This is a genomic window from bacterium, assembly GCA_028820935.1.
Classification (GTDB): domain Bacteria; phylum Actinomycetota; class Acidimicrobiia; order Spongiisociales; family Spongiisociaceae; genus Spongiisocius.
On record JAPPHZ010000013.1, the window covers coordinates 1 to 22,706 of the forward strand.

A 22,706-nucleotide genomic window follows, 5' to 3' on the forward strand; every position below is an offset into this window, starting at 1 on the left:
GGTGAAGTCGTAACAAGGTAGCCGTACGGGAACGTGCGGCTGGATCACCTCCTTTCTAAGGAGCACCGAGAGGCGCGGAGAAGGTCACTTCCTCGACGTCTCAAAGCCCGAGGGTCACGACATCCTCGGGAGAAGTACCGGGGTCTACGACCCAGGTTCTTCGCTCTTAGTTGATCTTTTGGTTACTCGGCTATCGGTCCTATCCAGAAGAAGTTGAGGTCCCCACGCGTTGACGCGAGGGCGAACTCCTTTGATGGAAGGGAGAGATAGCCGGACACGCTGTTCAGTAGTGAAGGAGTCCTGGTGCTCTTTGAGAACTGCATAGCGAGCATGAATCGTCTTGAACTCTACAAGTTCAAGCTACCAAGGGTCTACGGTGGATGCCTTGGTGTCGAGAGCCGATGAAGGACGTAGCAGGCTGCGAAAGCCCCGGGTAGCTGTCAAGCAAGCTCCGATCCGGGGGTGTCCGAATGGGGAAACCTAGCTGGGGTAATGCCCAGTTACTCCGGTCTGAACACATAGGGCCGGTTGAGGCAACCGGGTGAATTGAAACATCTAAGTAACCCGAGGAACGGAAAGCAACAGCGACTCCCTGAGTAGTGGCGAGCGAAACGGGAAGAGCCTAAACCGATGTGGTGTGATAGCCCGATGGCGTTGCCATATCGGTGTTGAGGGACCCGTCAGCCGGCGCGTCGGAGCCGGCAGGAAGTTACAAAGCCAGGTGATAGTAGAACAAGTCTGGAAAGGCTGGCCACAGAAGGTAATAGCCCTGTATACGAAATCGCACTGGTCTTCCGACGGTGATCCCGAGTAGCGTCGGGGATATCTGGCGTGAATCTGCGAGGACCACCTCGTAAGGCTAAGTACTACTCGGCGACCGATAGCGGACAAGTACCGTGAGGGAAAGGTGAAAAGAACCCCGGCGAGGGGAGTGAAATAGTACCTGAAACCGTAGACCTACAAGCAGTGGGAGGGAGCTTCGGCTCCTGACCGCCTGCCTTTTGAAGAATGAGCCGGCGAGTTAGTGCTATGTGGCAAGGTTAAGGCATGGGCCGGAGCCGCAGCGAAAGCGAGTCTGAATAGGGCGTACAGTCGCATGGTCTAGACCCGAAGCCGAGTGATCTATCCATGGGCAGGGTGAAGCGAGGGTAAGACCTCGTGGAGGCCCGAACCCACCTAGGTTGAAAACTGGGGGGATGACCTGTGGATAGGGGTGAAAGGCCAAACAAACTCGGTGATAGCTGGTTCTCCCCGAAATAGCTTTAGGGCTAGCGTCGCGCGTTCCACTATGGGGGTAGAGCACTGATTGGGCTAGGGGGCTTACCAGCTTACCAACCTCAGTCAAACTCCGAATCTCATAGTGCTAGAGCGCGGCAGTCAGACCGTGTGGGATGAGCTTCACGGTCGAAAGGGAAACAGCCCAGATCGCCAGCTAAGGCCCCTAAGTGTGTGCTAAGTGGGAAACGAGGTGGGATCGCAGAAACAGCCAGGAGGTTGGCTTAGAAGCAGCCATTCCTTGAAAGAGTGCGTAACAGCTCACTGGTCGAGTGGTCCTGCGCGGAAAATGTAACGGGGCTCAAGCACACCGCCGAAGCTGCGGGATTCCATCAATACTCTGACGTGTACGCGTCCAGAGGATGGGATCGGTAGGGGAGCGTCGAGCAGCCGGAGAATCAGCGGCGCAAGCCAGCTGTGGAGGCTGCTCGAGTGAGAATGCCGGTATGAGTAGCGAGAGTGGAGTGAGAATCTCCACCGCCGAAAGTCCAAGGGTTCCTGGGGAAGGCTCGTCCGCCCAGGGTTAGTCGGGACCTAAGGCGAGGCCGATAGGCGTAGTCGATGGACAACTGGTTGATATTCCAGTACCACCATGCAAGCGTCCGGACTGAGCGCAGCTTGCTAAGGAGAGCCCTTCGGGGCCCTCCGACCCAGCGGCGGGAGGTCAGCAATGGGATGACGCGGAAGGGTAGGTGGACCCGGGCGTTGGTTGCCCCGGGGTAAGTGTGTAGGGCGAGGTCCAGGCAAATCCGGACCTCATGAAGCCAGAGGCACGATGCCGAGCCGCTATAGGCGAAGCCACTGAACGCCCATGCCGCCGAGAAAACTCTCTAGCGAGTTTGTATGGTGCCCGTACCCCAAACCGACACAGGTGGACAGGTAGAGAATACCAAGGCGAGCGAGATAACTCTGGTTAAGGAACTAGGCAAAATGGTTCCGTAACTTCGGGAGAAGGATCGCCCCGGTAAAGTGAAGGATGTACATCCTGAGCTTGAGGGGGCTGCAGTGACCAGGCCCGAGCGACTGTTTACTAAAAACACAGCAGCGTGCTAAGTCGCAAGACGCTGTATACGCTGTGACGCCTGCCCGGTGCCGGAAGGTTAAGAGGGGGGGTTAGCCTAGGCGAAGCTCTGAATCTAAGCCCCGGTAAACGGCGGCCGTAACTATAACGGTCCTAAGGTAGCGAAATTCCTTGTCGGGTAAGTTCCGACCTGCACGAATGGCGTAACGACTTGGGTACTGTCTCAACCAGAGACTCGGCGAAATTGCATTGTGAGTAAAGATGCTCACTACCTGCGACAGGACGGAAAGACCCCGGAACCTTTACTGCAGCTTGACATTGATGTCTGGTATACACTGTGTAGGATAGGTGGGAGACAAAGAAGCGGTGCCGCCAGGTACCGTGGAGTCAACCTTGAAATACCACCCTCTGTATGGCGGGCACCTAACTTGGGTCCGTAATCCGGATCGAGGACAGTGTCTGGCGGGCAGTTTCACTGGGGCGGTGGCCTCCTAAAGAGTAACGGAGGCGCTCAATGGTTCCCTCAGTCTGGTCGGCAATCAGACGGCGAGTGCAATGGCACAAGGGAGCTTGACTGTGAGACTTACAAGTCGAACAGGGACGAAAGTCGGACATAGTGATCCTACCGTGGCACGTGGAAGCGCGGTGGCTTAACGGCTAAAAGGTACTCCGGGGATAACAGGCTTATACCCCCCAAGAGTCCATATCGACGGGGGTGTTTGGCACCTCGATGTCGGCTCGTCGCATCCTGGGGCTGAAGCAGGTCCCAAGGGTCGGGCTGTTCGCCCGTTAAAGCGGCACGCGAGCTGGGTTTAGAACGTCGTGAGACAGTTCGGTCCCTATCCGTCGCAGGCGCAGGAGATTTGAGAGGATCTGTCCCTAGTACGAGAGGACCGGGATGGACGTACCTATGGTGTGCCAGTTGTCCTGCCAAGGGCACGGCTGGTTAGCTACGTACGGACAGGATAAGCGCTGAAGGCATCTAAGTGCGAAGCCCACCTCGAGATGAGATCTCCCACCGGGTAAACCGGGTAAGGACCCTGGTAGAACACCAGGTTGATAGGCCGGAAGTGTAAGCGCAGCAATGTGTTCAGCGGACCGGTACTAATAGTCCGAGGGCTTGATATTCGGAGTCAGGCGTTTTCATGCTCGCTATGGAGTGCTCGAGGAGCACCCCCTCGCCCGTGCCGGGCGGGGGACTGAACAACCGATGTCGTCCGGTGGCGATAGCGGCGGGGATCCACCCGTATCCATTCCGAACACGGAAGTTAAGCCCGCCAGCGCCGATGGTACTTGGGGTGCAGACCCCCGGGAGAGTAGGACACCGCCGGGCACTACGTTGAGGGCCGTCCGATTCGTTCGGGCGGCCCTTGCGTTGTAGTTGCTAGTGACTATTAGTGTATGTTGAATGACTGGCCACTGGCCGGCTGCCGGTGGACCACTAGAATGCGCGACCTACACATAAACAAACACCCGATGACAGAAGTGACGACCTGCCGGAACGCTCAGATGGAGGTAACGGACGCCAGTCCGGGACAGGTGAATGGCTGACGCGTAGCTGAGGAGACTCCGCCACCGCGCCCGATCCCGCGGGTGGGCCTGCCGGCCTGCTCATGATGTTCTGAGCCTTCCTGCCGTAGGTGTCCTCTCCCGGTTACCGGCTTGCGAACGACGGCCGGATCAACCGGTCGGTGGTCATCGGGATTGAGAGACCGGGAGGCCGCTCCATGGATACGACGCTATTCGTGCTGTGCGGGATAGGGCTCATCGCCATCGGATGCCTGATTCCGATGCTCGTGATGTATGGACGTCTTCGTCGGCAGGTGCTGGACGAGCGCGGAGTTGACGTCGACACCGCCCGCCGCGAGGCGCAGCGCATACTGGGAAGGGCCGAGGATGAAGGACGGGCTCGGGCGGAGGCCTACCGTGAGCGCGAGGAGGCCCTGCTCGAGAATAGGAAGTTGGAGGTGGCCGCCTCCGAGGAGCGCCTGATCCAGAGGGAACGGACCCTGGAACAGCGCGCATCCAACCTGGCCCAGCGTGAGCAGATGCTCCTTAACCGCGAGGCCGGCGTGTCCGAGCTTCAGGGCGAGATCGAGGAGTTCGCCGAGAGCGCCCGAGCCAACCTGGAGCGGATCAGCGCGCTGGATGCCCGCGCCGCTCGCGAAGAGCTGGTCGAGCAGGTCCGCGACGAGGCGCGGCGTGAGGCGATGCTGCTGGTGCGGGACAGCGAGATGCGGGCTCGCGAGGAGGCCGACCGGCGGGCCCGACGCATCCTTGCCACCGCCATCGAGCGCTTGTCTACCGAAGTGGTCATGGAGAGCACCGTGTCGGCCGTCCCGCTCCCCGGCGAGGAGATGAAGGGGCGGATCATCGGCCGGGAGGGTCGCAACATCCGGGCCTTCGAGTCGGTCACCGGTGTCAATCTGGTGGTTGACGAGACGCCCGAGATGGTGGTGGTCTCCTGCTTCGATCCCGTCCGGCGGGAGATCGCCCGGATCACCTTGGAGAAGCTGATAGCTGACGGGCGTATTCACCCGGCCGCCATCGAGGATTTGCATGCCAAGGCGCAGGCCGAGGTGGAGCAGTCGGCCCGCGACGCCGGCGAGTGGGCGCTGCTTGACGTAGGCATCTCCCGCATGCATCCCGAGCTGGTTACGCTGCTGGGCCGCCTCAAGTACCGGACCTCCTACGGCCAGAACGTTCTCAACCACCTGGTCGAGTCGGCTCACATCGCCGGCATGCTGGGCGCCGAACTCGGGGTCGATCCCATCCCGATCAAGCGGGCCGCGTTCCTCCACGACATCGGCAAGGCGGTGTCCTACCAGGTCGAGGGGGCGCATGCGTTGATCGGCGCCGAGATCGCCCGGCGGTTCGGCGAGGAGGCGCCCATCGTGCACGGAATCGAGGCACACCACAACGATGTGGAGCCCCGCACGCTGCTGGCCATCCTCGTGCAGGCCGCGGACACGGTCTCAGCGGCCCGTCCGGGTGCGAGGCGGGTGGAGTTGGCCTCCCACGTGAGGCGTTTGGAGAAGATGGAGGATCTGATCAGCGAGTTCGACGGGGTGGACCGCGTGTTCGCCATGCAGGCCGGCCGCGAGGTCCGGGTGGTGGTCGATCCGGTGAGCGTGACCGACCTCGAGGCATCCGACCTGGTGCGGCGCATATCGCGCCGGCTCGAGCGCGACCTCCGCTACCCCGGCCAGATCGAAGTGACCGTGATCCGGGAGCTCCGGGTCACCGACTACGCCCGGTAGGAGGACGGAGGGGTGAGCCAGGTCGTACAGCTCGCGCCACCCACGCGCCGCTCTGTGGAGCGGCGCCGGCCCACCCGCGCCGGGCGGAGCTACTTCCTGCGCACCTTCGGCTGCCAGATGAACGAGCACGACAGCGAGCGGGTAGCCGGGCTGTTCGAGGCGGACGGCATGGTCCGGGCCCGCTCCCTGGACGAGGCCGATGTGGTGTTCGTGAACACCTGCACCATCCGGGAGAACGCCGACAACCGGATGTACGGGAACCTGGGTCAGCTGAAGCAGCTGAAGGATGCCCAGTCCGGCCGCATGCTCATCGTCGGCGGTTGCGCCGCGCAGAAGGATCGGGAGTTGGTCCGGGAACGCGCCCCATGGGTGGACGTGGTGCTCGGCACCCACAATCTCCATCGGGTGGTCGACCTGCTGGACCAGGCGGAGGAGTGGGGTCCGGTCACCGAGATCGTGGATGCCCTGGACACCATGCCCTCCGAACTGCCGGTCCGCCGGGAGTCCCCGTACTCGGCGTGGGTGACGATCCAGATCGGCTGCAACAACACGTGCACATTCTGCATCGTGCCGGCGGTCAGGGGGCCGGAGATCAGCCGCCGGCCGGGCGACATCATCCGCGAGATAGAGCAGTTGGCTTCGGAAGGCGTGATCGAGGTCACCCTGCTGGGCCAGAACGTCGATACCTACGGGCGGGACCTGGCCATCGACGGGCGCCGTCGCCCGATCTTCGCCCAGTTGCTGGCGCGGGTGGGCGAGGTCGATGGAATCCGGCGGATCCGGTTCACCAGCCCGCATCCCAACGACTTCCGCCGCGACGTGGCCGAGGCGATGGCGGGCACCGAGGCGGTGTGCGAGCAACTCCACTTCCCGCTGCAGTCGGGCTCCGACCGGATCCTGGCGGCCATGCATCGGGGCTACAAGGCCCGGAAGTTCCTGAACCGGCTGGCGATGGCCAGGGAGGTCATCCCCGATCTGACCGTGTCCACAGACGTGATCGTGGGCTTCCCCGGCGAGACCGAGGATGACTTCCGGAAGACGCTCGAGGTAGTCGAGGAGGCTCGCTTCGACCAGGCCTACATGTTCCTGTTCTCGGCGCGCCCCGGGACCAGGGCGGCTGCCATGACCGATCGTTTCGTCCCCGACTCCGTGGCGAAGGAGCGGTTCGGGCGCTTGGTGGAGCTGCAGACCCGCATCGGGTCGGAGCGCAACCGGCGTCACGTGGGCAGGCGCATGGAGGTGCTGGTGGAAGGACCCTCCAAGCGCGATCCTTCGGTAGCGACCACGCGGAGCCGGGGCAACAAGATAGTCCATGTCGAGGGGGAGTTCGCCCCGGGAAGCCTGATGGATGTGACGATCGAGCGGGCCGGGGCGCACTACCTGGTCGGCGCTCCCGTCTGAGGCTCGGAGCGAGTCGGTGGGCTCGCCCCATCACCCGGCGCGGATCGTTGCGGTGCTGGGACCTACCGCATCGGGCAAGAGCGACCTGGGGATGGAGTTGGCCAGGCGCTCGGGCGGGGAGATCGTGTCGGTGGACTCGATGCAGGTCTACCGGGGGATGGACATCGGGACGGCCAAGCCGTCGCCGGCCGAGCAGGCCGAGATCCGGCATCACATGATCGATCTGGTCGATCCGGATGAGGAGTACGCGGTGGCGGAGTTCCAAAAGACGGGCAGGGCAGCGATGGCCGCGATCGCGGCCCGGAATCGACCGGTGGTGATAGTGGGGGGCTCGGGCCTCTACTTCCGGTCGTTGGTGGATCCGCTGCGGTTCCCGCCTTCGGACCCGGCGGTAAGGGTGGCGGTCAGAGGAATGCCCCGGAGCGACGCGGTGGCCGAACTGCTGGAGGTCGATCCCGGGGCTGGTGACCATGTCGACCTGGCCAACCCCCGCCGCGTGAGCCGAGCGCTGGAAGTCGTACGGCTCGGGGGTGGGACCCCGACGGAGCGGGCGGCCGATCCTCTGTTCGAGCAGGTGAAGGACTACCGGCCCGAAGTGCGGTTCGCCGCCATCGGGGTGGACCCGGGCGACGCGCTGGCCGACCGGGTGGAGCGCCGGATCGATCTGATGCTCCGAGATGGGCTGGTTGAGGAGGTGGCCGGGTTGGCCGACCGGCTGGGCCGGACCGCTGCCTCGGCTGTGGGGTATCGCCAGATGCTTCCGGTCGTGGCCGGGAGCTGCTCGGTTAGAGAAGGGCGGGAGGCTACCGTGCGAGCCACCATGGCTCTCGCCCGGAAGCAGCGCACCTACTTCGGGCGGGACCCCAGAATAAGGTGGCTGGACTGGCATCCGGATCCGGCAGCCCGCTACGCAACGGCCAGGAGGGTGCTGAAAAAGACGGAGGAGGGTTGGCCCACGATGCTCTGACCTGGGGTTTCATTGCCACTATCGGTCTAACTGGACATTTTTCAGTACCCTCCAGCCGACTGATCGAGGAGATGACCTCTTGGAGTTCTTGAAGATGGAGGCGCTGGGCAACGACTTCATCGTGATCGAAGGGTCCACTCCAGACACCGGTCAGGTACGGGCCTGGTGCGACCGTCGCCGCGGCATCGGGGCTGACGGGGTTCTGGTGGTCTCCGGTCCCGGTCGTTCTGGCGCAGCCGCTCGGATGAGCCTTTGGAACTCGGACGGCTCGTTCGCCGAGTCATGCGGCAATGGGCTCCGGTGCGTGGCCCGCTACGTGTTCGACCGGGGATGGGCGGAAGACCGCGGGTTCACCGTGGAGACCTCCACCGGCCTCAGCGAAGTGGAGGTCATGGCAGACGGGTCCGTCCGGGCCGGACTCGGTACCTACCGCATCGGCAGTCCGGTGACCGCCTCCGGGTACAGTTTCGTCTCGGCGAGCGTTGGCAACCCCCACGCGGTCACGTTCATGGATTCGCCCGCCAGGATCGACCGCGTGGACCTGGGCGAGATCGGCCGCCTTATGCAGGACCATCCGGCATTCCCCGAAGGCGTCAACGTGGAGTTCGCCGCTCCGCTCAGGCAGGGGGTCTTCCGGGTGCGGGTCTGGGAGCGAGGGGCGGGAGAGACCCGGGCATGCGGTACGGGCGCGGCGGCCGTAGCCGCGGTGGCGCACGCCCAGGGTCGAGCCGGACCGGCGGTCGAGATCCACTATCCCGGCGGCAGCCTCGGTGTGGAGATAGCCGGCGAAACGGCTTGGATCAGAGGTCCGGCCGAATCGGTCTTCGCGGGGACTATCCCGGCCTGAACCGGGCAGGACCGGTGGCCAGGCTGCGGAGCACGGCCACTACCTTGCCGAGTACCTCGACCCCCGAGGTGTAAACCATGGGCGGGTAGTCGGGGTTCGCAGGGTGCAGGATGACCTTTCCGGGTTGCCTCTCCAAACGCTTGACGGTGGCTTCCTCCCCTTCGACCAGGAACGCCACGATCTCGCCGTTCTCGGCGTGGGGTTGGCTCCGTACCACGACCATGTCACCGTCGAGAATGCCGGCATCGATCATCGAGTCACCCCGCACCTCGAGCATGAAGAGCGGTCCCCCGGCCCCCACCAGGGCCTGGGGCAGAGGCATGACCTCCTCGATGTTCTCCTCGGCCAGGATGGGCGCGCCGGCGGCGATCCGCCCCAGGAGGGGAACGTCACGGGTGGTCGCCGATGGGCGTGCCGGTTCGTCGGCGCGCCGGGTCAGCACCACGATGGCGCGGGGCTTGGTGGAGTCGCGCCTGATATGGCCCGCATCCTCCAGGCCCTTGAGGTGGCGGTGGACGCTGGCGGGCGAGCGGAGCCCCAGATACTCCCCGATCTCCCGCACCGAGGGCGGGTACCCCTGCTCGGCCACGGTCCTTTGGATCAACTCGAGGATCTGTTGCTGCCGAGGTGGCAGGTCGGTCGGCTCGCCCGGTCCTTCGCCTCCGGTGAGGACTGCGCTGGTCGGCATGGTCGATACTCCTTGTCAATCGTTGTCTGCGCAGTACTCTACCGCAGACTCTCCCGGATTTCCGAACTCATGTTCGGGTACGCCTGCCTGGGCGTCCGGTCCGGGGGAGTTGCGGCGAGTACTTGACGGCCCGAACATACGTTCGCTTGAGTCACCTCATGGAAGCGAACATATGTTTGGATTCAAGCCAACCCTACTACCCGGTACCCGGTGGCCGCGGTATTACCACCCGGCCCATGACGGTTGTCGAGCCGCGGCGCAACATGCTGCGGATGGTGCTGGTGCCGGTCGTCGTGGTGGGCCTGGCGGTGCTGCTCCTGGGTCCGCAGGCCGACGCCGGGTCCGAGCCGGTTCCGGCGGTCTCCCATGTGGTGAAGGCGGGCGAGACGCTCTGGTCGATTGCCAACGCCCACACCGCTCCCGGAGAGGATGTGCGCCGGACGGTGGCGCTCATTCGTTCGGCGAACGGGATGCAGTCCGGAACGGTTCGGGCAGGCGCGACGATCACGATTCCGGTGGGCGAGATTCCCGGCTGGGCGAGGAGCGCAGGCTCCTAGCTACTCCGGGGGAAGACACGAAACCAAGCCGGCAGACGGTTGCTCCGCGCCGGCCGCCATATCCGGGTTGGCCCGATCAAGCCTCGGCGGAAGAGCCTTGGATCTCGGCCAGGAATCGCTCGGTCCGATCTGGACGAGGGAACGATGACTGGGTGCCCGGCCGGGTAACGCTGTCAGCCGCACAGGCATTGCCGAACCGGACCGCATCGCGCTCGTCCAGACCCGAGGCGAGCCCCACCACGAAGGCTCCTACGAAGGCGTCGCCGGCGCCGGTCGTGTCAGCCGGGTCCACGCGGGGCGGTCGGATGCGGGTGACCTGGTCGAGTTCGGGTGACACCAGGGCCGCCCCCTCGTCGCCGAGTGTGACCAGCAAGCGACTTCCGGTTTCCCTCGCGAAGCCGGTGAGCGCATGGTCCGAGTCCGGAGGCACGCCGGTCAGCATCTCGAACTCCACCTCGTTCGGAATCAGCCAGTCGCTCAACTCCAGTACGTTGTCCGACAGCGGCGCCGCCGGTGCCGGGTTCAGGATGGTGATCGCTCCCGCCTTCCTCGCGGCTGCGAACGCGGCCTCCGTGACCTCCTGGGGAATCTCGAGTTGGCCCACCACCACCGCCGCGTGCGGTGTCTTCCGGACCGATCCTGCCGCCTGATCGGCCGTCAAGTCGTGGTTGGCGCCCGGGATGATGATGATCCGGTTGCTTCCATCGGGCTCGACCCAGATCGGGGCCACGCCGCTGGCCCCCGGAACGCGGTACACGTGGGCGGTGTCTATCCCGAAGGTTGCGAAGTTGTCCAGCGTCATGTCCCCGTAGGCATCGTCGCCCAGACAGTTGACCATCACGACGTCGGCGCCGAGAAGCCGAGCCATGACGGCCTGGTTGGCCCCCTTGCCCCCGAAGCCCATCTGGAACCGTTCCCCGACCAGGGTCTCTCCCGATCTGGGGATCCTCGATGCGTAGGCGGTCAGGTCGATCATGGTCGAGCCGACCACGACCACTGTTGGTGGGCTGGAACTCGTGGCCATCACGCCTCCTCGTTGTCCGGCTGCCCGACCGCAGAAGGATACAGATCCGGTTGACGCTCTCAGCTTACTTGCTATACAATTTCTGAAATCGTTTTCAGGCGACGTGGTGCAATGTACCGCAATGCTCCGAAGCCTGGATGAGAGAGGAACGAGGAAGGGTTGAAGTCCCCGACCATCGCCGATGTCGCCCAGGAGGCGGGTGTCTCCGTCTCGACCGTATCACGCCACCTGCGAGGTGACCGTGTCCGGGCGGCGGAAGGCATCGATCGCGCCGTCGCCCTCCTCCGCTACCGGCCCAGCCCGGCTGCGCAGTCTCTGAAGTCGGGGAAGACCGGCGCTGTCGCCCTGGTGGTCCCGGACGTAACCAACCCGTTCTTCGCGGCGGTGGTCCGTGGCGCGGAGAGCATCACCGCCCAAGGCGGGCACACCATCTTCCTGGCCAATACCGACGAGAGCGACACCCGCGAAGCGGAAGTGGTCGAAGACCTGCTGACCAGGGTGGATGGGATGCTGCTGGCGCCCGCCAGCGAGGACAATCCCAGTCCGCAGCGCCTGGCGGATGCCGGAGTGCCGACCGTCCTGATCGATCGCGAAGCACCGTCCACGGGCCGTTTCGACACCGTGCTGATCGACAATCACGGAGGGGCTCGTGCCGCCGTAGAGCATCTCCTGTCTTACGGCCACGAGCGGATAGCAACCATCGCCGGGACCGTGAACTCGACGCCCGGCCGGTTCCGCCTCGAGGGATACCGCGCCGCCCTGGCCGCGCACTCCATCGAGATCCCGTCCGATTTCGTCCAGATCGGGGGTTTCAAAGAGCATGGCGGCTACCAGTCCATGCTGCGGATGCTGGCCCTTCCGGACCCACCGACCGCGGTCTTCGTGGCAAACAACACGATGACCATCGGCGCGTTGAGAGCCATCAAGGACATCGGCGTGCGCATCCCTGACGACCTTTCGGTCATCGGGTTCGATGATCACCCCTTCTCCGAGATCCTCGATCCGCCGTTGACCGTCATCGACCGCCCGATGGAACAGCAGGGCGCCCTGGCGATGCGGATGCTCCTGTCCAGGATGAGCAACGACTCCTGGCGCGAGTCCAGGCGGGTGGTGCTGGACGTCCGCCTGACCGAGAGAGCGTCCTGCGGGCCTCCTCGAAGGACCCCGATGGGCGCCCGTCGCAAGGGGGCGAGAGCTTGACGGCCTATCCGAAACCCTGCGACCCGTCCGACCCCCTCGGGGGTGCGGATCGGGCCGGCAGCCGATGAACGCAACAACGAGAAAAGGAGGACCGAGAATGCGAAGACAACGTACAATCCTTCTAGCCCTGGTAGCGATCCTCGCCCTGGCAGCGGCCACGGCGTGTGGCGGAGAGTCGGAAGACCCCACCACCACGACCGCGGCCCCGACCACGACGGCCGCGCCGACAACCACGGCAGCGCCGGAGCCCGACTTCAAGGTCGCCGTCGCGTACGACCTGGCAGGTAGAGGCGACGGCGGATTCAACGACCTCGCCTACAACGGCGCCGAGCAGGCCGCCGCCGAGCTCGGACTCGAGCTCACCGAGGTGACCGCCAAGGCGGAGGACACCGATCAGGATCGATCCGATCGGCTCCGGCTGCTGGCGGACTCGGGTCACAATCCGATCATCGCGGTGGGGTTCACCTACGCGGGACCGGTTGCGGAGGTAGCGGCCGAATATCCCGACGTGTGGTTCGGTATCGTCGACGACGGGACGGTGGAAGCCCCCAACGTGGCGGGCCTGGTATTCGCCGAGGAGGAAGGTTCGTTCCTCGTCGGCGTCGTGGCCGCGCTCGAGAGCGAGACCGGCCATGTGGGATTCATCGGTGGCGTGAACGTTCCGCTCATCGTGAAGTTCGAAGCCGGCTACATCGCCGGGGCGAAGGCCGTCAACCCCGACATCGAGATCACGTCCACCTACCTGAGCCAGCCTCCTGACTTCTCTGGATTCAACGATCCGGCCAAGGGCAAGGAAGCCGCCAAGGGGATGTTCGACGCAGGTGCCGACATCGTGTACGCGGCGGCCGGCGGATCCGGCGGTGGGCTCTTCGAAGCCGCGACGGAAGGCGGGTACCTGGCCATCGGTGTGGATGCCGACCAGTACCACACGGCTGCCCCCGAGGTACGTGATGTCATAATGACCTCGATGCTCAAGAACGTGAACGTGGCCACCCATGCCTTCACAACCCAGGTCGTTGACGGGTCTGCCCAGGCAGGGGTGAACCTGTTCGATCTCGATGCGGGCGGTGTCGGGTACTCGACCTCGGGTGGTCTGATCGACCACATCGTCGGCGAGGTCGACGCCTACGCGGAGCAGATCATTTCCGGCGAGATAGCGGTTCCCGCCACGACGGGCTAGGAGTCGATGCCCGCCCCGGCCATCGAACTGCGAGGGATCACCAAGAGATACCCTGGGGTAGTTGCCAACCGGGACGTGAACCTTCGTGTCGAGCCCGGTACCGCTCACGCGGTGATCGGCGAGAACGGGGCGGGCAAATCGACCCTGATGAACATTCTGTACGGGATGGTTGTGCCCGATGAAGGAGAGATCCTCGTCGAAGGCACACCCATCCCGATGTCGTCGCCGGCCGATGCCATCGCGGCGGGGATCGGAATGGTGCACCAGCACTTCAAGCTGGCAGACAACCTGACCGTTCTCGAGAACGTGATCCTCGGTGACGAGCCCACCGGGCGTGCCGGCCGGATCGACTTCGAAGCGGCCCGGACCCGGATAGTGGAGTTGGGGGATCACTACCGGATCCCCATCGAGCCGGAGGCTCTGGTGGCCGACCTATCGGTCGGGAACCGGCAAAGGGTCGAGATCATCAAGGTCCTCTACCGCGGCGCGCGGGTGCTGATCCTGGATGAGCCCACGTCGGTGCTGGTTCCCCAAGAAGTGGACGAGTTACTCAAGAACCTGCGAAGGCTGACCGGCGAAGGCCTGACCGTGATCTTCATCTCCCACAAGCTCGATGAGGTGCTGACGGTGGCCGATGAGATCACGGTGATGCGGAACGCGAGGACCGTGGCCCATACCCGACCCGCGGAAATCACGTCCAGGGAGCTGGCACAGCTCATGGTCGGCAGCGAGCTTCCGACGCCCGAGCCGAGAACCGTCGAGGTGCGGTCCGAGGTCGGGCTCAGGCTCGAGTCGGTGTCCACCCGCGGTAGCGGTCACGAGACCAGCCTGTCGGACATCGACCTCACCGTCCGGTCCGGCGAGATCGTCGGCATCGCCGGTGTGGAAGGAAACGGCCAGTCCGAGCTCATCGAGACCATTCTCGGGCTGACCAGTCCCGTGGCGGGCCGCGTGCTGTTAGGCACTGAGGACGTGACGGAGGCGGCCACCAGCATCCGGCGCCGGCTGGGGCTCTCCTACATTCCGCAGGATCGCCACCGCGAGGCCCTGTTGCTCGATGCAACCCTATGGGAGAACCGCATGCTCGGCCATCAGATGCATCCGCCGATAAACCGGGGGGTGTGGATCGATCGCAAGGCGGCCCGGGCGGACACGGAGCGGATCGTCGCCGACTCGGACGTGCGCACTCCCAGCATCGAGGTGCTGGCCTCGGCGCTGTCCGGCGGAAACCAGCAGAAGCTGATAGTCGGCCGCGAAATGGCCGGCGAGCCTCGTGTCCTCATCGCGGCGCATCCGACCCGCGGAGTGGACGTGGGCGCCCAGGCTGCGATCTGGACGCGGTTGTCGGCGGTGAGGCGGGCGGGAGTAGCCGTCCTTCTCGTCTCCGCGGATCTGGAGGAGCTGATCGGGATCTCGGATCGGATCCTCGTGATCCTGCGGGGCCGGTTCGTGGGCGAGTTCGATCCCGCGGCCATCGGTCCGGAGGACCTGGGTGCGGCCATGACGGGAGCCGATGCCGCGTGATGGAGACCCGTATCGAACGTGTTCTGCTCCAACTGATCGCACCGGTGGTCGCTATCTTCTTCGCGGCCCTGCTGGCCGCCGCCATCCTCCATTTCACGGGCGCAGACGCAGGAAGCGTTCTCGGCGAAGTCGTGGCCTTCGGCACCACCCCTGCCAGCCTGGTGGCCGTGGTCAACAAGGCCACCACGTTCTACCTGGCGGGAATCGCCGGTGCGATCGGGTTTCGAATGCTGCTCTTCAACATCGGCATCGACGGGCAGTACCGGCTTGCGGTGTTCTTCGCCGCGGTGGTCGGCGCGTCGGTATCCCTCCCGCCGGTACTCCACGTCACGCTCATCATCGTGGTCGCCATGGCGGTCGGGGCCGGATGGGCGGCCCTCGCCGGCTACATCAAGGTGACGCGCGGGGTCTCGGAGGTCATCAGCACCATCATGCTCAATGCCGTGGCCACCGGGATCATCGCCTACCTCCTCGCTCCGGGGAGGTTGGCCGAGCGGGCGGCCGGCAGCAACAACATCCGGACCACACCGATTCCGCCCTCCGGATGGTTCCCCGGTTTCGAGGTCGCGGGCAAGGAGGTGTTCGGCTTCACGCTCGTCGCGGCGGCTCTCGGTATCGGCTTCTGGATCCTCCTCAACCGGACCCGGTTCGGCTTCGAACTGCGCGCCAGCGGCCTCTCACTCCGGGCTGCCGCGGTCAGCGGCGTCAACTCCAAGCGCATGATCTTCGTGACGATGGTCATGTCCGGAGCGATGGCCGGTCTGGTGGGGATACCCCAACTCCTGGGGTCGTCTCACCAGTACGGCCTCGACTTTCCGGCAGGCTTCGGATTCACCGGCCTCGCCATCGCGATTCTCGGCCGTAACCATCCCTTAGGGGTTGCGTTCGGCGCCCTCCTCTGGGCATGGCTGGAACGATCCTCCCAGATTCTCGACCTGCTTGGCGTGTCGCGCGAGATCGTGACCATCATGCAGGCCACGATCGTGTTGAGCGTGGTGGTGGCCTATGAGGTCGTCCGGCGCGTCAACGTGCGCCGGCAACAGAAGCTGGTCGGTCGGAGCGAACACGTCGGCATCGAGAGCGGAGCAACGGCGTGAACACCGTCAGCGAGCCAAGGACTTCGCGCACGGTCTGGCGGCGATGGTGGATGCGGGTGCTGCTGGCCCTCCTGCTGCTGTCGGCGGTAGCAGACATCGCGAACACCCCGGACCTCCTGTCCCGCGGCGCCGTGAGCGCCTCACTCCGGTTCGCGGTTCCGATCGTGCTGGCCGGGCTCGGCGGGTTGTGGGCGGAGCGCTGCGGCGTCATCAACATCGGGCTCGAGGGCATGATGATCATCGGTACCTGGATGGGCGCCTGGGCCGGGTTCCAATGGAGTCCATGGGTGGGAGTGCTGGCTGCGATCGCGGGCGGAGCGGTGTTCGGTGCGTTCCACGCCCTGATGACGGTCTCGTTCGGCGTGGATCAGGCCGTCTCGGGCATCGCCATCAACGTCGCCGCCCTCGGACTGGGCCGGTTCCTCTCGTCGATCTTCTTCGAAGGCCAGGTGGGAGGAGGGATCAGCCAGTCTCCGCACGTCGGTCAGATCGGAAACGTGTCGGTCCCCGGTCTCGCCGAAGTGCTGGATCCGATCGCGAGCCTGGAGACCCCGGTGATCTCGGACATCGCCGAGATAGTGATCGGCGTGACCACCGGTGTATCGCTCCTGACCATCCTGGCGGCTGCCCTGGTGTTCCTGTCGTGGTGGGTCCTCTTCCGGACAAGCTTCGGGCTCCGGCTGCGGGCCTGTGGCGAGAACCCGGCGGCAGCGGATTCTCTCGGAGTGAACCCGAACCGGATGCGCTACGCGGCACTCACGGTGTCGGGTGCCTTGGCAGGCCTCGGCGGGGCCTTCCTGGTAACGGTGGCCTCCTCGATCTACCGCGAAGGGCAGGTGGCGGGACGCGGGTTCATCGGTCTGGCCACGGTCATCTTCGGGAACTGGATGCCGGGTCGCCTCACCATCGGAGCACTTCTATTCGGGTTCACCGACGCGCTCCGGACCCGCCAGGAGACCACGATGACGGCACTGCTGATAGTCGGGGCGGTCGTGTTCGCCTTCCTGACGGTCCGCGCCATTCGCGCCCGCAATCGAGGCGCAACCTTCGCATATGCGATCGCCGCGGTGGGTCTGGGTTGGTGGTTCCTCGGTTTCGGGGTCGTTCCGTCGGAGTTCGTCGGCTTCGCTCCCCACCTGACCACGCTGCTCGTTCTGTCCCTGGCGCACCAGAGGATCCGCCCGCCGCAGGGAATCGGCGTTCCCTACCGGCGCAGCGAGGCCAATTAGCGGACGAGAGGAGCAATGGTGAACGCTGCATATTGGGATGGCCCGGTTCTCCGATCGGTGCTGGGCGTCGTCGAACGCTCCCGGCACGTCCGGACCTCACGTGACGCGGTGGAACGGGTGGCCGGCTGGATGGCCTACGAGGAGTTCGCCTTCCCTCGCGGTGGGGCGGCGGGCGAGTTCGACGTGGGCTCGAACCCCGACGACATCATCGATGTCACCATGCTGGTGGCGACCCTCAACTTCGCCTTCACGGATTTCGACACCGGGCGCAAGTTCGAAGCCGAGTACAAGGGCCAGACCTGGTCGGACAGCCTTGGAATGTTCGCCTGCCTCCATCAGTCCCTCTCGAACGGGGTCCCGCTGCTCGACGGCGAGTATCTGGCTTCGGTCACGCGCTCCGACCTCGACGACATCTTCCGCGGCAACATCGAGATGCCGATGCTCGAAGAACGCAGCGAGATCCTCAACGAAGCAGGCGCGGTGCTGGTGGATCGGTACGAGGGCCGGTTCCACCGGTTTGTCCGCACCTGCGCTCCGGCGATGTATGCGGACGGTGACGGGCTCATGGAGCGGCTCATAGCCGAGTTCCCCCGGTTCGATGACACGAGCACCTATCACGGCGCGGACGTGCATATCCACAAGCTCGCCCAGCTGGGTCTATGGACCCTTCACATGGCTCTCCACACCTCCGGCGAATGGAGTCTCAAGGATCTGTCGATGATGACCGCCTTCGCCGACTACATCGTTCCGGTGGCCCTGGAGGTGATGGGGATCTTCGAGTACACGCCCGAGCTGGCGAGCCGCATCGCCGACGGCGACATGATCGAACGTGACAGCGATGAGGAGATCGAGATCCGGGCCCATACGCTGTACGCCACTGCGCTGCTGACGGACACCATCAACGCTCTCAGACCTGCTGACCTGCGGGTAGTGATCCCCCAGGTCGACTTCCGTCTGTGGTCGAAGTACCACGCCACCTTCCGCCCGCACCACCTCACCAGGACGGTGATGTACTGACCTGGCTGCTCCGGCGAACCGGCCCCGGCGGCTATCGCGCCGTGATGCGCATACCGGGGGCGCGACCCCTGCTGTGGTTCGGATTGGTCGGTCGGTTTCCCAACTCCATGTACCCGGTCGGCCTGGTGTTCGCAGTCGAGGCGATCACGGGATCGTACGGATTAGCGGGCACGGCCTCGGCCGGCTTCAGCCTGGCGGGCGCGGTGGCGAAACCCATAGGGGGCCGGCTCGTGGACCGCTACGGCCAGCGTCTCGCGGCGCGCTCCCTGCTGGTTGCCTTCGCGGGTTGTGCCGTGGGCCTGCTGGCGGCGATCAGAGCGGTGGCGACCCCCGGCGTGATCGTCTTGCTATCCATAGCGGCGGGATTGACGGCGCCCAACATAGGCGCTCTTACCCGGGTCCGCTGGACCCGAATGACCGAGGCGCGGGACATGCCGAGGTGGCAGGCGTTGGAGTCGGTAAACGACGAGATCAACTTCATCGTCGGTCCCTCGGCGGTATCGGCCATGGCGGCATGGTTCACGGCCTCGGCATCCTTGGTGGTTGCCACGGCGCTGGCCGTCGTAGGCACGCTCGGGGTGACATCGCTACCTGGAGAACCGCAGAGCAGCCGGGTGAGTCGGCGGCGTGCCACGACATGGATGAAGGGGACCCATCTCGCCGTACTCGGTTCTGTGGGCGGTCTCGGGATGGTCCTGGGCGGGGTCGCCATCACGATCGTTGCCTACACCGCCGAACTCGGACACCCCGCATGGTCGGCGGTGATCTTTCCCCTCAATGCCGGGGCCAGCCTCGTGGCCGCGCTGGTGGTAGGCCGCATCGGCCCCGGAGACCTGGTGTCCCAGCAACGGAGGGCAACTTTCTGGCTTCTGCTGGTGCTGCTTCCCTACGGCTTCGGCGACGGCATCGTGTGGTTCACGGTCACGGCGATGGTCGCTGGCTTGGGGACATCACCGACCTTGATCCAGGCCAACTCGTTGGCCGTCGCCACCATCCCTCCCGAGCGACGAACCGAGGCATTGTCGTGGATCGCCGCGGCGGCGGGTATCGGCATCGCCGCCGGATCGGCGACCACCGGCCTGCTGGTCGATGCGATCGGGGCTGACGCCGCCAGGATCTCGGTCACCGCCTTTGGTGCTCTTCCCGCCGTGATTACGGTCGCCACGATCTTGGCCGGCGGCCGAAAGGGGCACTCATGACGATCCCGATCCTGCTGGATGTGGACACCGGCATCGACGACGCGCTCGCCCTCCTCTACGCGGCCGCTTCTACCGAAGCCCGCCTGGTGGGCGCCAGCTGCGTGGCCGGCAACGTTTCCCTCGGCGAGGTCACAGCCAACACGGCCGCCGTCCTGGACCTGGCAGGACATCCCGAGGTCGAGGTGGCGCCCGGGTGCGCCGGGCCGATCGAGCGCCCACTAGTCATCACCCCGGAGACCCACGGACCGACCGGGACCGGGTACGCGACGCTCGCGGCGGCGCCGGATCGGATCAGTGGGAGGTCCGGTATCGACCTGATAGTCGACAGCGCCCGTGCGGAACCGGGGGAGATCGTTCTCGTGGCGCTCGGACCGCTGACGAATGTGGCGGCTGCGCTGCGCCGGGAACCTCGTCTGCTATCCCTGCTCCGGCGGTTGGTGATCATGGGGGGTTGCTTCACGGTCGCCGGGAACACCGCTCCTCGTACCGAGTGGAACATGCACGTCGACCCGGAAGCGGCCAAGGAGGTGTTCGCCGCCGCCGGCAGGGGTACTCCTAGCCTGCCGCTCGTGATGCCGCTCGACGTCACCGAGCAAGCACGCCTCCTGCCGCATCATGTGGCTCGGATGGCCGAACTCGCGGGTACTGAGATGGACTCGCTGCGGCCGCTGGTCTCCGAGGCCAATCCGCTCATGTGCTTCATCGCCAATGCCCTCCGGTTCTACATGGAGTTCCATGACCGCTACGACGGGTTCTACGGGGCCTTCGTGCATGATCCCTTCGCCGTGGCGGCCGCCCTCGATCCCTCCCTGGTGAGCACCGTGGAGACCACGGTCGACGTCGAGACGAGCGGCGGGTTGACTACAGGTGAGACGGTGGCGGACTTCAGGCGGGCATGGGGTCGTGAACCGAACGCCGCGGTCGCCCTGGACGGCCGGGCAGAGCTGTTCCTGGAACGCCTGGTCACCAGGATCGCAGGCCTGGTGGGTCGGCACTCGAGCGAGTCCTGATACCTCGGCTCGCGAGTGGCGCCGGACGGTACGCCCCTGGGATACCTACAGTTGCGTGACGATGGCCGCCACCTGATCGAGCCGGCTCACCGCCCAGGTCTTGATTTCGCCCATGGGGACGTGGAGCTCCTCGCGGAGGCCCGATATCGCTCCACCCAGCCGGTTCCTGACATCGGCGGCCCGGGTGGCGTCACCACTCCTCAGGGCCGATATGTACTCGGCCTGGATCTGCTCGACCGAGGCGACCGTTTCCGTAGCCTTCTGGCGGAAGCCCTCGAAGACGGGATCATCCGGAAGCCTGGCCAGCAAGAGGCTGGTCTCCGCGATCGAAGTGCTGAGCTGGAGAGCGATCTCGTCGACCTGGCCGGGCGGTGCCTGTTCCGGAAGCTCGGGCAGGTTGAAGGCGAGGGACATCGTGAGCGAGTACGCCATGGCATCGCCGATCTGCTGTCCGATGCTGAGGGCCTGCGCGGAGCCAGAAGCCAGCAGGTCCCTGGGGCCCGCTAGGGCGTTGATGTCCGCTGTCATGCCGAGAATCGGCGTGCTCGGCAATGGTTCCGCCGCCAGCGAAGCCGAGCGTCTTGCGGCAATGTCGAGATCGCTTAGGTGGCTGGTCAGGCTCGACAGTCCGGCGTCGCTCGACAGGCCGTCGGCGTACACCGAGTTGGCGACAGGCCCGAGCGTGTCGAACAGTTCCTGGGCCGATTGCGTGTACTGGGCCTCGCGGGCGGCGGCAGCCTGAACCGGCATGTCGGTCAGAGTCTTGTACGAGGCGCCGATGAGCGTGACCATGATGGCCAGCCCGGCCCCGATGGCCACCATGCGCCAGAGGCCGCGACGGTCCTTCGTCCCCATCCCGGGTAGATCATCCGATAGCAGCTTGGAGTCCATGTCCCATTCGGAAGTGGCGTCCCACATGGCCTTGACCGCATCGCCCACGTTGCGGGGACCGTTCATCTCCGCGGTGACGGAACTGAGGGAGGGGAGCTGGTTCCAGTACTCGTCATCGGGCGTGGTCTGCTCGAATGACTCTGTCCGTTCGGTCTGCCTGTTGTCGAAGGAGGTCTCGACCTCGCCGAATCCGAGCAGGGAAGCCAGCGGCGATCCTTCCGAGGAGGGGGCGGCGGGGAGGAGATGCGTCTCCGGGACCTCCGAAAAGGCAGGGGTGGACCCGGCCGCCGCAGATCGCGACCCTTCGGCTGCCACCCGCCTCCGCCTGGCCGGCGGGCCCGGCTCGGCTCGGGGTTCCGGTCCTGGTCGGGCGCTCGACCGGTCCGGGGGTTCCGGGGACCGGAACTCGGCCGGACCGTCCTGTACCGCTGGGGCGCCGGCCATGGGGACGGCCCATACAGAGCGGTGTGTCCATGAGGGTAGGAAGCGGACGATACCGCTACGCTCTGCGTCCATGTGGGAGGGCTGGTAGGGACTCCAACCGCGGCCGGCAAGGTGCTTGCCGCGATAAGCACGAGAGTCGGAGGTCGAACGGGCGCCGGTAGCAATACCGGGCTTGGCCGTGGGCCGGGTGGAAATGATCGGATGCTCGGGTCTTAACGTAACCATGTGGGCGGTGCGCTCCTACGTGCCGTACTCCGCCCGGCTTCGAGAGCCCCGATTACATCTTGTCTGGGATTGGTGAAGCGTGCATCTTAACGTGCTCAAGATCGATTCGGAACTACCTACGCCCAGCCGCGCCCATCCGACCGATGCCGGGCTCGATCTGTACGCTCGCTTCCCCGTTCGGCTGGAACCGGGAGAGTACGGCACGGTCGATACCGGAGTGGCGGTGGCTATACCGGAGTGCCACGCCGGGTTGGTGCTCCCTCGTAGCGGCCTGGCGCGCAGGTACGGGGTGGGGCTGGTCAACTCCCCGGGTCTCATCGATGCCGGCTATCGCGGGGAGATCCGCGTGGTGCTCATCAATCACGGTCGGGAGCGATGCGACATCGCGCGCGGTGACCGGGTCGCCCAACTGGTGATCGTGCCGATTGCCCTCCCGGCGCCACGACCTGCTGATCGATTGGATGAGACCGAGCGAGGAGCGCATGGATTCGGCTCGTCAGGACGCTAGTGGTCTGTCTGCGAAACAACCGGGTGCTCTGGCGGCCATCGGCGTCCCGTCGCTGCGTTCCGCTTCCTCTACGTACCCTGCGGGTACGCCTTCGTCGGCGGGCCTTGCGAGGAACACTGCTGCCTCGCCATACCACACCGCC

17 protein-coding genes and 3 rRNA genes are annotated in these 22,706 nt (G+C 65.2%); 17 read left to right on the top strand and 3 right to left on the bottom strand.

Features of this window, described 5'->3' with window-relative positions:
- The 7 genes from OXM57_02545 to dapF form a co-directional block, all read left to right on the top strand.
- Window positions 1–55 (top strand): 16S ribosomal RNA (locus tag OXM57_02545); the annotation flags it as partial.
- Between the two features lie 298 nt (window positions 56–353).
- Window positions 354–3,424: ribosomal RNA gene (locus tag OXM57_02550) — 23S ribosomal RNA — on the top strand.
- 88 nt (window positions 3,425–3,512) lie between these two features.
- Window positions 3,513–3,629 (top strand): 5S ribosomal RNA (rrf, locus tag OXM57_02555).
- Between the two features lie 394 nt (window positions 3,630–4,023).
- Complete coding sequence (gene rny / locus OXM57_02560) at window positions 4,024–5,556, top strand: ribonuclease Y (GenBank protein ID MDE0351559.1); 1,533 nt, start codon at window positions 4,024–4,026, stop codon at window positions 5,554–5,556.
- 12 nt (window positions 5,557–5,568) lie between these two features.
- Window positions 5,569–6,957, top strand: coding sequence for a tRNA (N6-isopentenyl adenosine(37)-C2)-methylthiotransferase MiaB (miaB, locus tag OXM57_02565; GenBank protein ID MDE0351560.1), 1,389 nt, complete (start codon window positions 5,569–5,571; stop codon window positions 6,955–6,957).
- Between the two features lie 16 nt (window positions 6,958–6,973).
- On the top strand, window positions 6,974–7,924 hold the full coding sequence (gene miaA / locus OXM57_02570; GenBank protein ID MDE0351561.1) for a tRNA (adenosine(37)-N6)-dimethylallyltransferase MiaA: 951 nt from the start codon (window positions 6,974–6,976) through the stop codon (window positions 7,922–7,924).
- Window positions 7,925–8,003: 79 nt separating this feature from the next.
- Complete coding sequence (dapF, locus tag OXM57_02575; GenBank protein ID MDE0351562.1) at window positions 8,004–8,771, top strand: diaminopimelate epimerase; 768 nt, start codon at window positions 8,004–8,006, stop codon at window positions 8,769–8,771.
- Here dapF and lexA read toward each other — a convergent pair.
- Window positions 8,758–9,459: a transcriptional repressor LexA gene (lexA, locus tag OXM57_02580; GenBank protein ID MDE0351563.1), complete on the bottom strand. Its 702-nt coding sequence runs from the start codon at window positions 9,457–9,459 to the stop codon at window positions 8,758–8,760. The two genes, dapF and lexA, sit on opposite strands and share 14 nt — an antisense overlap.
- 236 nt (window positions 9,460–9,695) lie before the next feature.
- Here lexA and OXM57_02585 point away from each other — a divergent pair, with 236 nt between their 5' ends.
- The gene (locus OXM57_02585; protein MDE0351564.1) at window positions 9,696–10,016 is read left to right on the top strand and encodes a LysM peptidoglycan-binding domain-containing protein; all 321 of its coding nucleotides are present in this window, start codon (window positions 9,696–9,698) and stop codon (window positions 10,014–10,016) included.
- Between the two features lie 76 nt (window positions 10,017–10,092).
- Here OXM57_02585 and OXM57_02590 read toward each other — a convergent pair whose 3' ends face one another.
- A complete protein-coding gene (locus OXM57_02590) occupies window positions 10,093–11,040 on the bottom strand; it encodes a ribokinase (protein MDE0351565.1) in 948 nt (315 codons plus the stop codon).
- Window positions 11,041–11,199: 159 nt separating this feature from the next.
- Between OXM57_02590 and OXM57_02595 the strand changes: the two genes are divergently transcribed.
- From OXM57_02595 to OXM57_02630, 8 genes are all read left to right on the top strand, one after another.
- Window positions 11,200–12,240: a LacI family DNA-binding transcriptional regulator gene (locus tag OXM57_02595; protein ID MDE0351566.1), complete on the top strand. Its 1,041-nt coding sequence runs from the start codon at window positions 11,200–11,202 to the stop codon at window positions 12,238–12,240.
- Window positions 12,241–12,337: 97 nt separating this feature from the next.
- On the top strand, window positions 12,338–13,420 hold the full coding sequence (locus OXM57_02600) for a BMP family ABC transporter substrate-binding protein (GenBank protein ID MDE0351567.1): 1,083 nt from the start codon (window positions 12,338–12,340) through the stop codon (window positions 13,418–13,420).
- Between the two features lie 6 nt (window positions 13,421–13,426).
- Window positions 13,427–14,944 carry an ABC transporter ATP-binding protein gene (locus tag OXM57_02605; protein ID MDE0351568.1) on the top strand — a complete coding sequence of 506 codons (1,518 nt, stop codon included), beginning with the start codon at window positions 13,427–13,429 and terminating at the stop codon, window positions 14,942–14,944.
- The gene (locus OXM57_02610; GenBank protein ID MDE0351569.1) at window positions 14,944–16,041 is read left to right on the top strand and encodes an ABC transporter permease; all 1,098 of its coding nucleotides are present in this window, start codon (window positions 14,944–14,946) and stop codon (window positions 16,039–16,041) included. The genes OXM57_02605 and OXM57_02610 overlap by 1 nt, the downstream gene beginning before the upstream one ends.
- Window positions 16,038–17,270: an ABC transporter permease gene (locus OXM57_02615; protein MDE0351570.1), complete on the top strand. Its 1,233-nt coding sequence runs from the start codon at window positions 16,038–16,040 to the stop codon at window positions 17,268–17,270. The genes OXM57_02610 and OXM57_02615 overlap by 4 nt, the downstream gene beginning before the upstream one ends.
- A gap of 15 nt (window positions 17,271–17,285) precedes the next feature.
- A complete protein-coding gene (locus OXM57_02620; GenBank protein MDE0351571.1) occupies window positions 17,286–18,287 on the top strand; it encodes a hypothetical protein in 1,002 nt (333 codons plus the stop codon).
- A gap of 41 nt (window positions 18,288–18,328) precedes the next feature.
- Window positions 18,329–19,486 (top strand): hypothetical protein, encoded by a 1,158-nt coding sequence (locus OXM57_02625; GenBank protein MDE0351572.1) that lies wholly within the window; start codon window positions 18,329–18,331, stop codon window positions 19,484–19,486.
- Window positions 19,483–20,496: a nucleoside hydrolase gene (locus tag OXM57_02630; GenBank protein ID MDE0351573.1), complete on the top strand. Its 1,014-nt coding sequence runs from the start codon at window positions 19,483–19,485 to the stop codon at window positions 20,494–20,496. The genes OXM57_02625 and OXM57_02630 overlap by 4 nt, the downstream gene beginning before the upstream one ends.
- Before the next feature lie 45 nt (window positions 20,497–20,541).
- Here the strand turns inward: OXM57_02630 and OXM57_02635 are convergent, their stop codons facing one another.
- A complete protein-coding gene (locus tag OXM57_02635; GenBank protein MDE0351574.1) occupies window positions 20,542–21,831 on the bottom strand; it encodes a hypothetical protein in 1,290 nt (429 codons plus the stop codon).
- A 304-nt stretch (window positions 21,832–22,135) separates the two neighbouring features.
- On the opposite strand from OXM57_02635, the gene dut reads away from it, so the two are divergent.
- The gene (gene dut / locus OXM57_02640) at window positions 22,136–22,564 is read left to right on the top strand and encodes a dUTP diphosphatase (GenBank protein MDE0351575.1); all 429 of its coding nucleotides are present in this window, start codon (window positions 22,136–22,138) and stop codon (window positions 22,562–22,564) included.
- The last annotated feature ends 142 nt before the right edge of the window (window positions 22,565–22,706 follow it).

Excerpts from the sequence above, each read along its gene's own strand:
- OXM57_02585 (MDE0351564.1), top strand. The coding sequence starts at position 9,696 with ATGACGGTTGTCGAGCCGCGGCGCAACATGCTGCGGATGGTGCTGGTG.
- lexA (MDE0351563.1), bottom strand. The coding sequence starts at position 9,459 with ATGCCGACCAGCGCAGTCCTCACCGGAGGCGAAGGACCGGGCGAGCCG.
- OXM57_02635 (MDE0351574.1), bottom strand. The coding sequence starts at position 21,831 with ATGGCCGGCGCCCCAGCGGTACAGGACGGTCCGGCCGAGTTCCGGTCC.
- OXM57_02605 (MDE0351568.1), top strand. The coding sequence starts at position 13,427 with ATGCCCGCCCCGGCCATCGAACTGCGAGGGATCACCAAGAGATACCCT.
- OXM57_02630 (MDE0351573.1), top strand. The coding sequence starts at position 19,483 with ATGACGATCCCGATCCTGCTGGATGTGGACACCGGCATCGACGACGCG.
- OXM57_02590 (MDE0351565.1), bottom strand. The coding sequence starts at position 11,040 with ATGGCCACGAGTTCCAGCCCACCAACAGTGGTCGTGGTCGGCTCGACC.
- OXM57_02600 (MDE0351567.1), top strand. The coding sequence starts at position 12,338 with ATGCGAAGACAACGTACAATCCTTCTAGCCCTGGTAGCGATCCTCGCC.
- rny (MDE0351559.1), top strand. The coding sequence starts at position 4,024 with ATGGATACGACGCTATTCGTGCTGTGCGGGATAGGGCTCATCGCCATC.
- OXM57_02610 (MDE0351569.1), top strand. The coding sequence starts at position 14,944 with ATGGAGACCCGTATCGAACGTGTTCTGCTCCAACTGATCGCACCGGTG.
- OXM57_02620 (MDE0351571.1), top strand. The coding sequence starts at position 17,286 with ATGGTGAACGCTGCATATTGGGATGGCCCGGTTCTCCGATCGGTGCTG.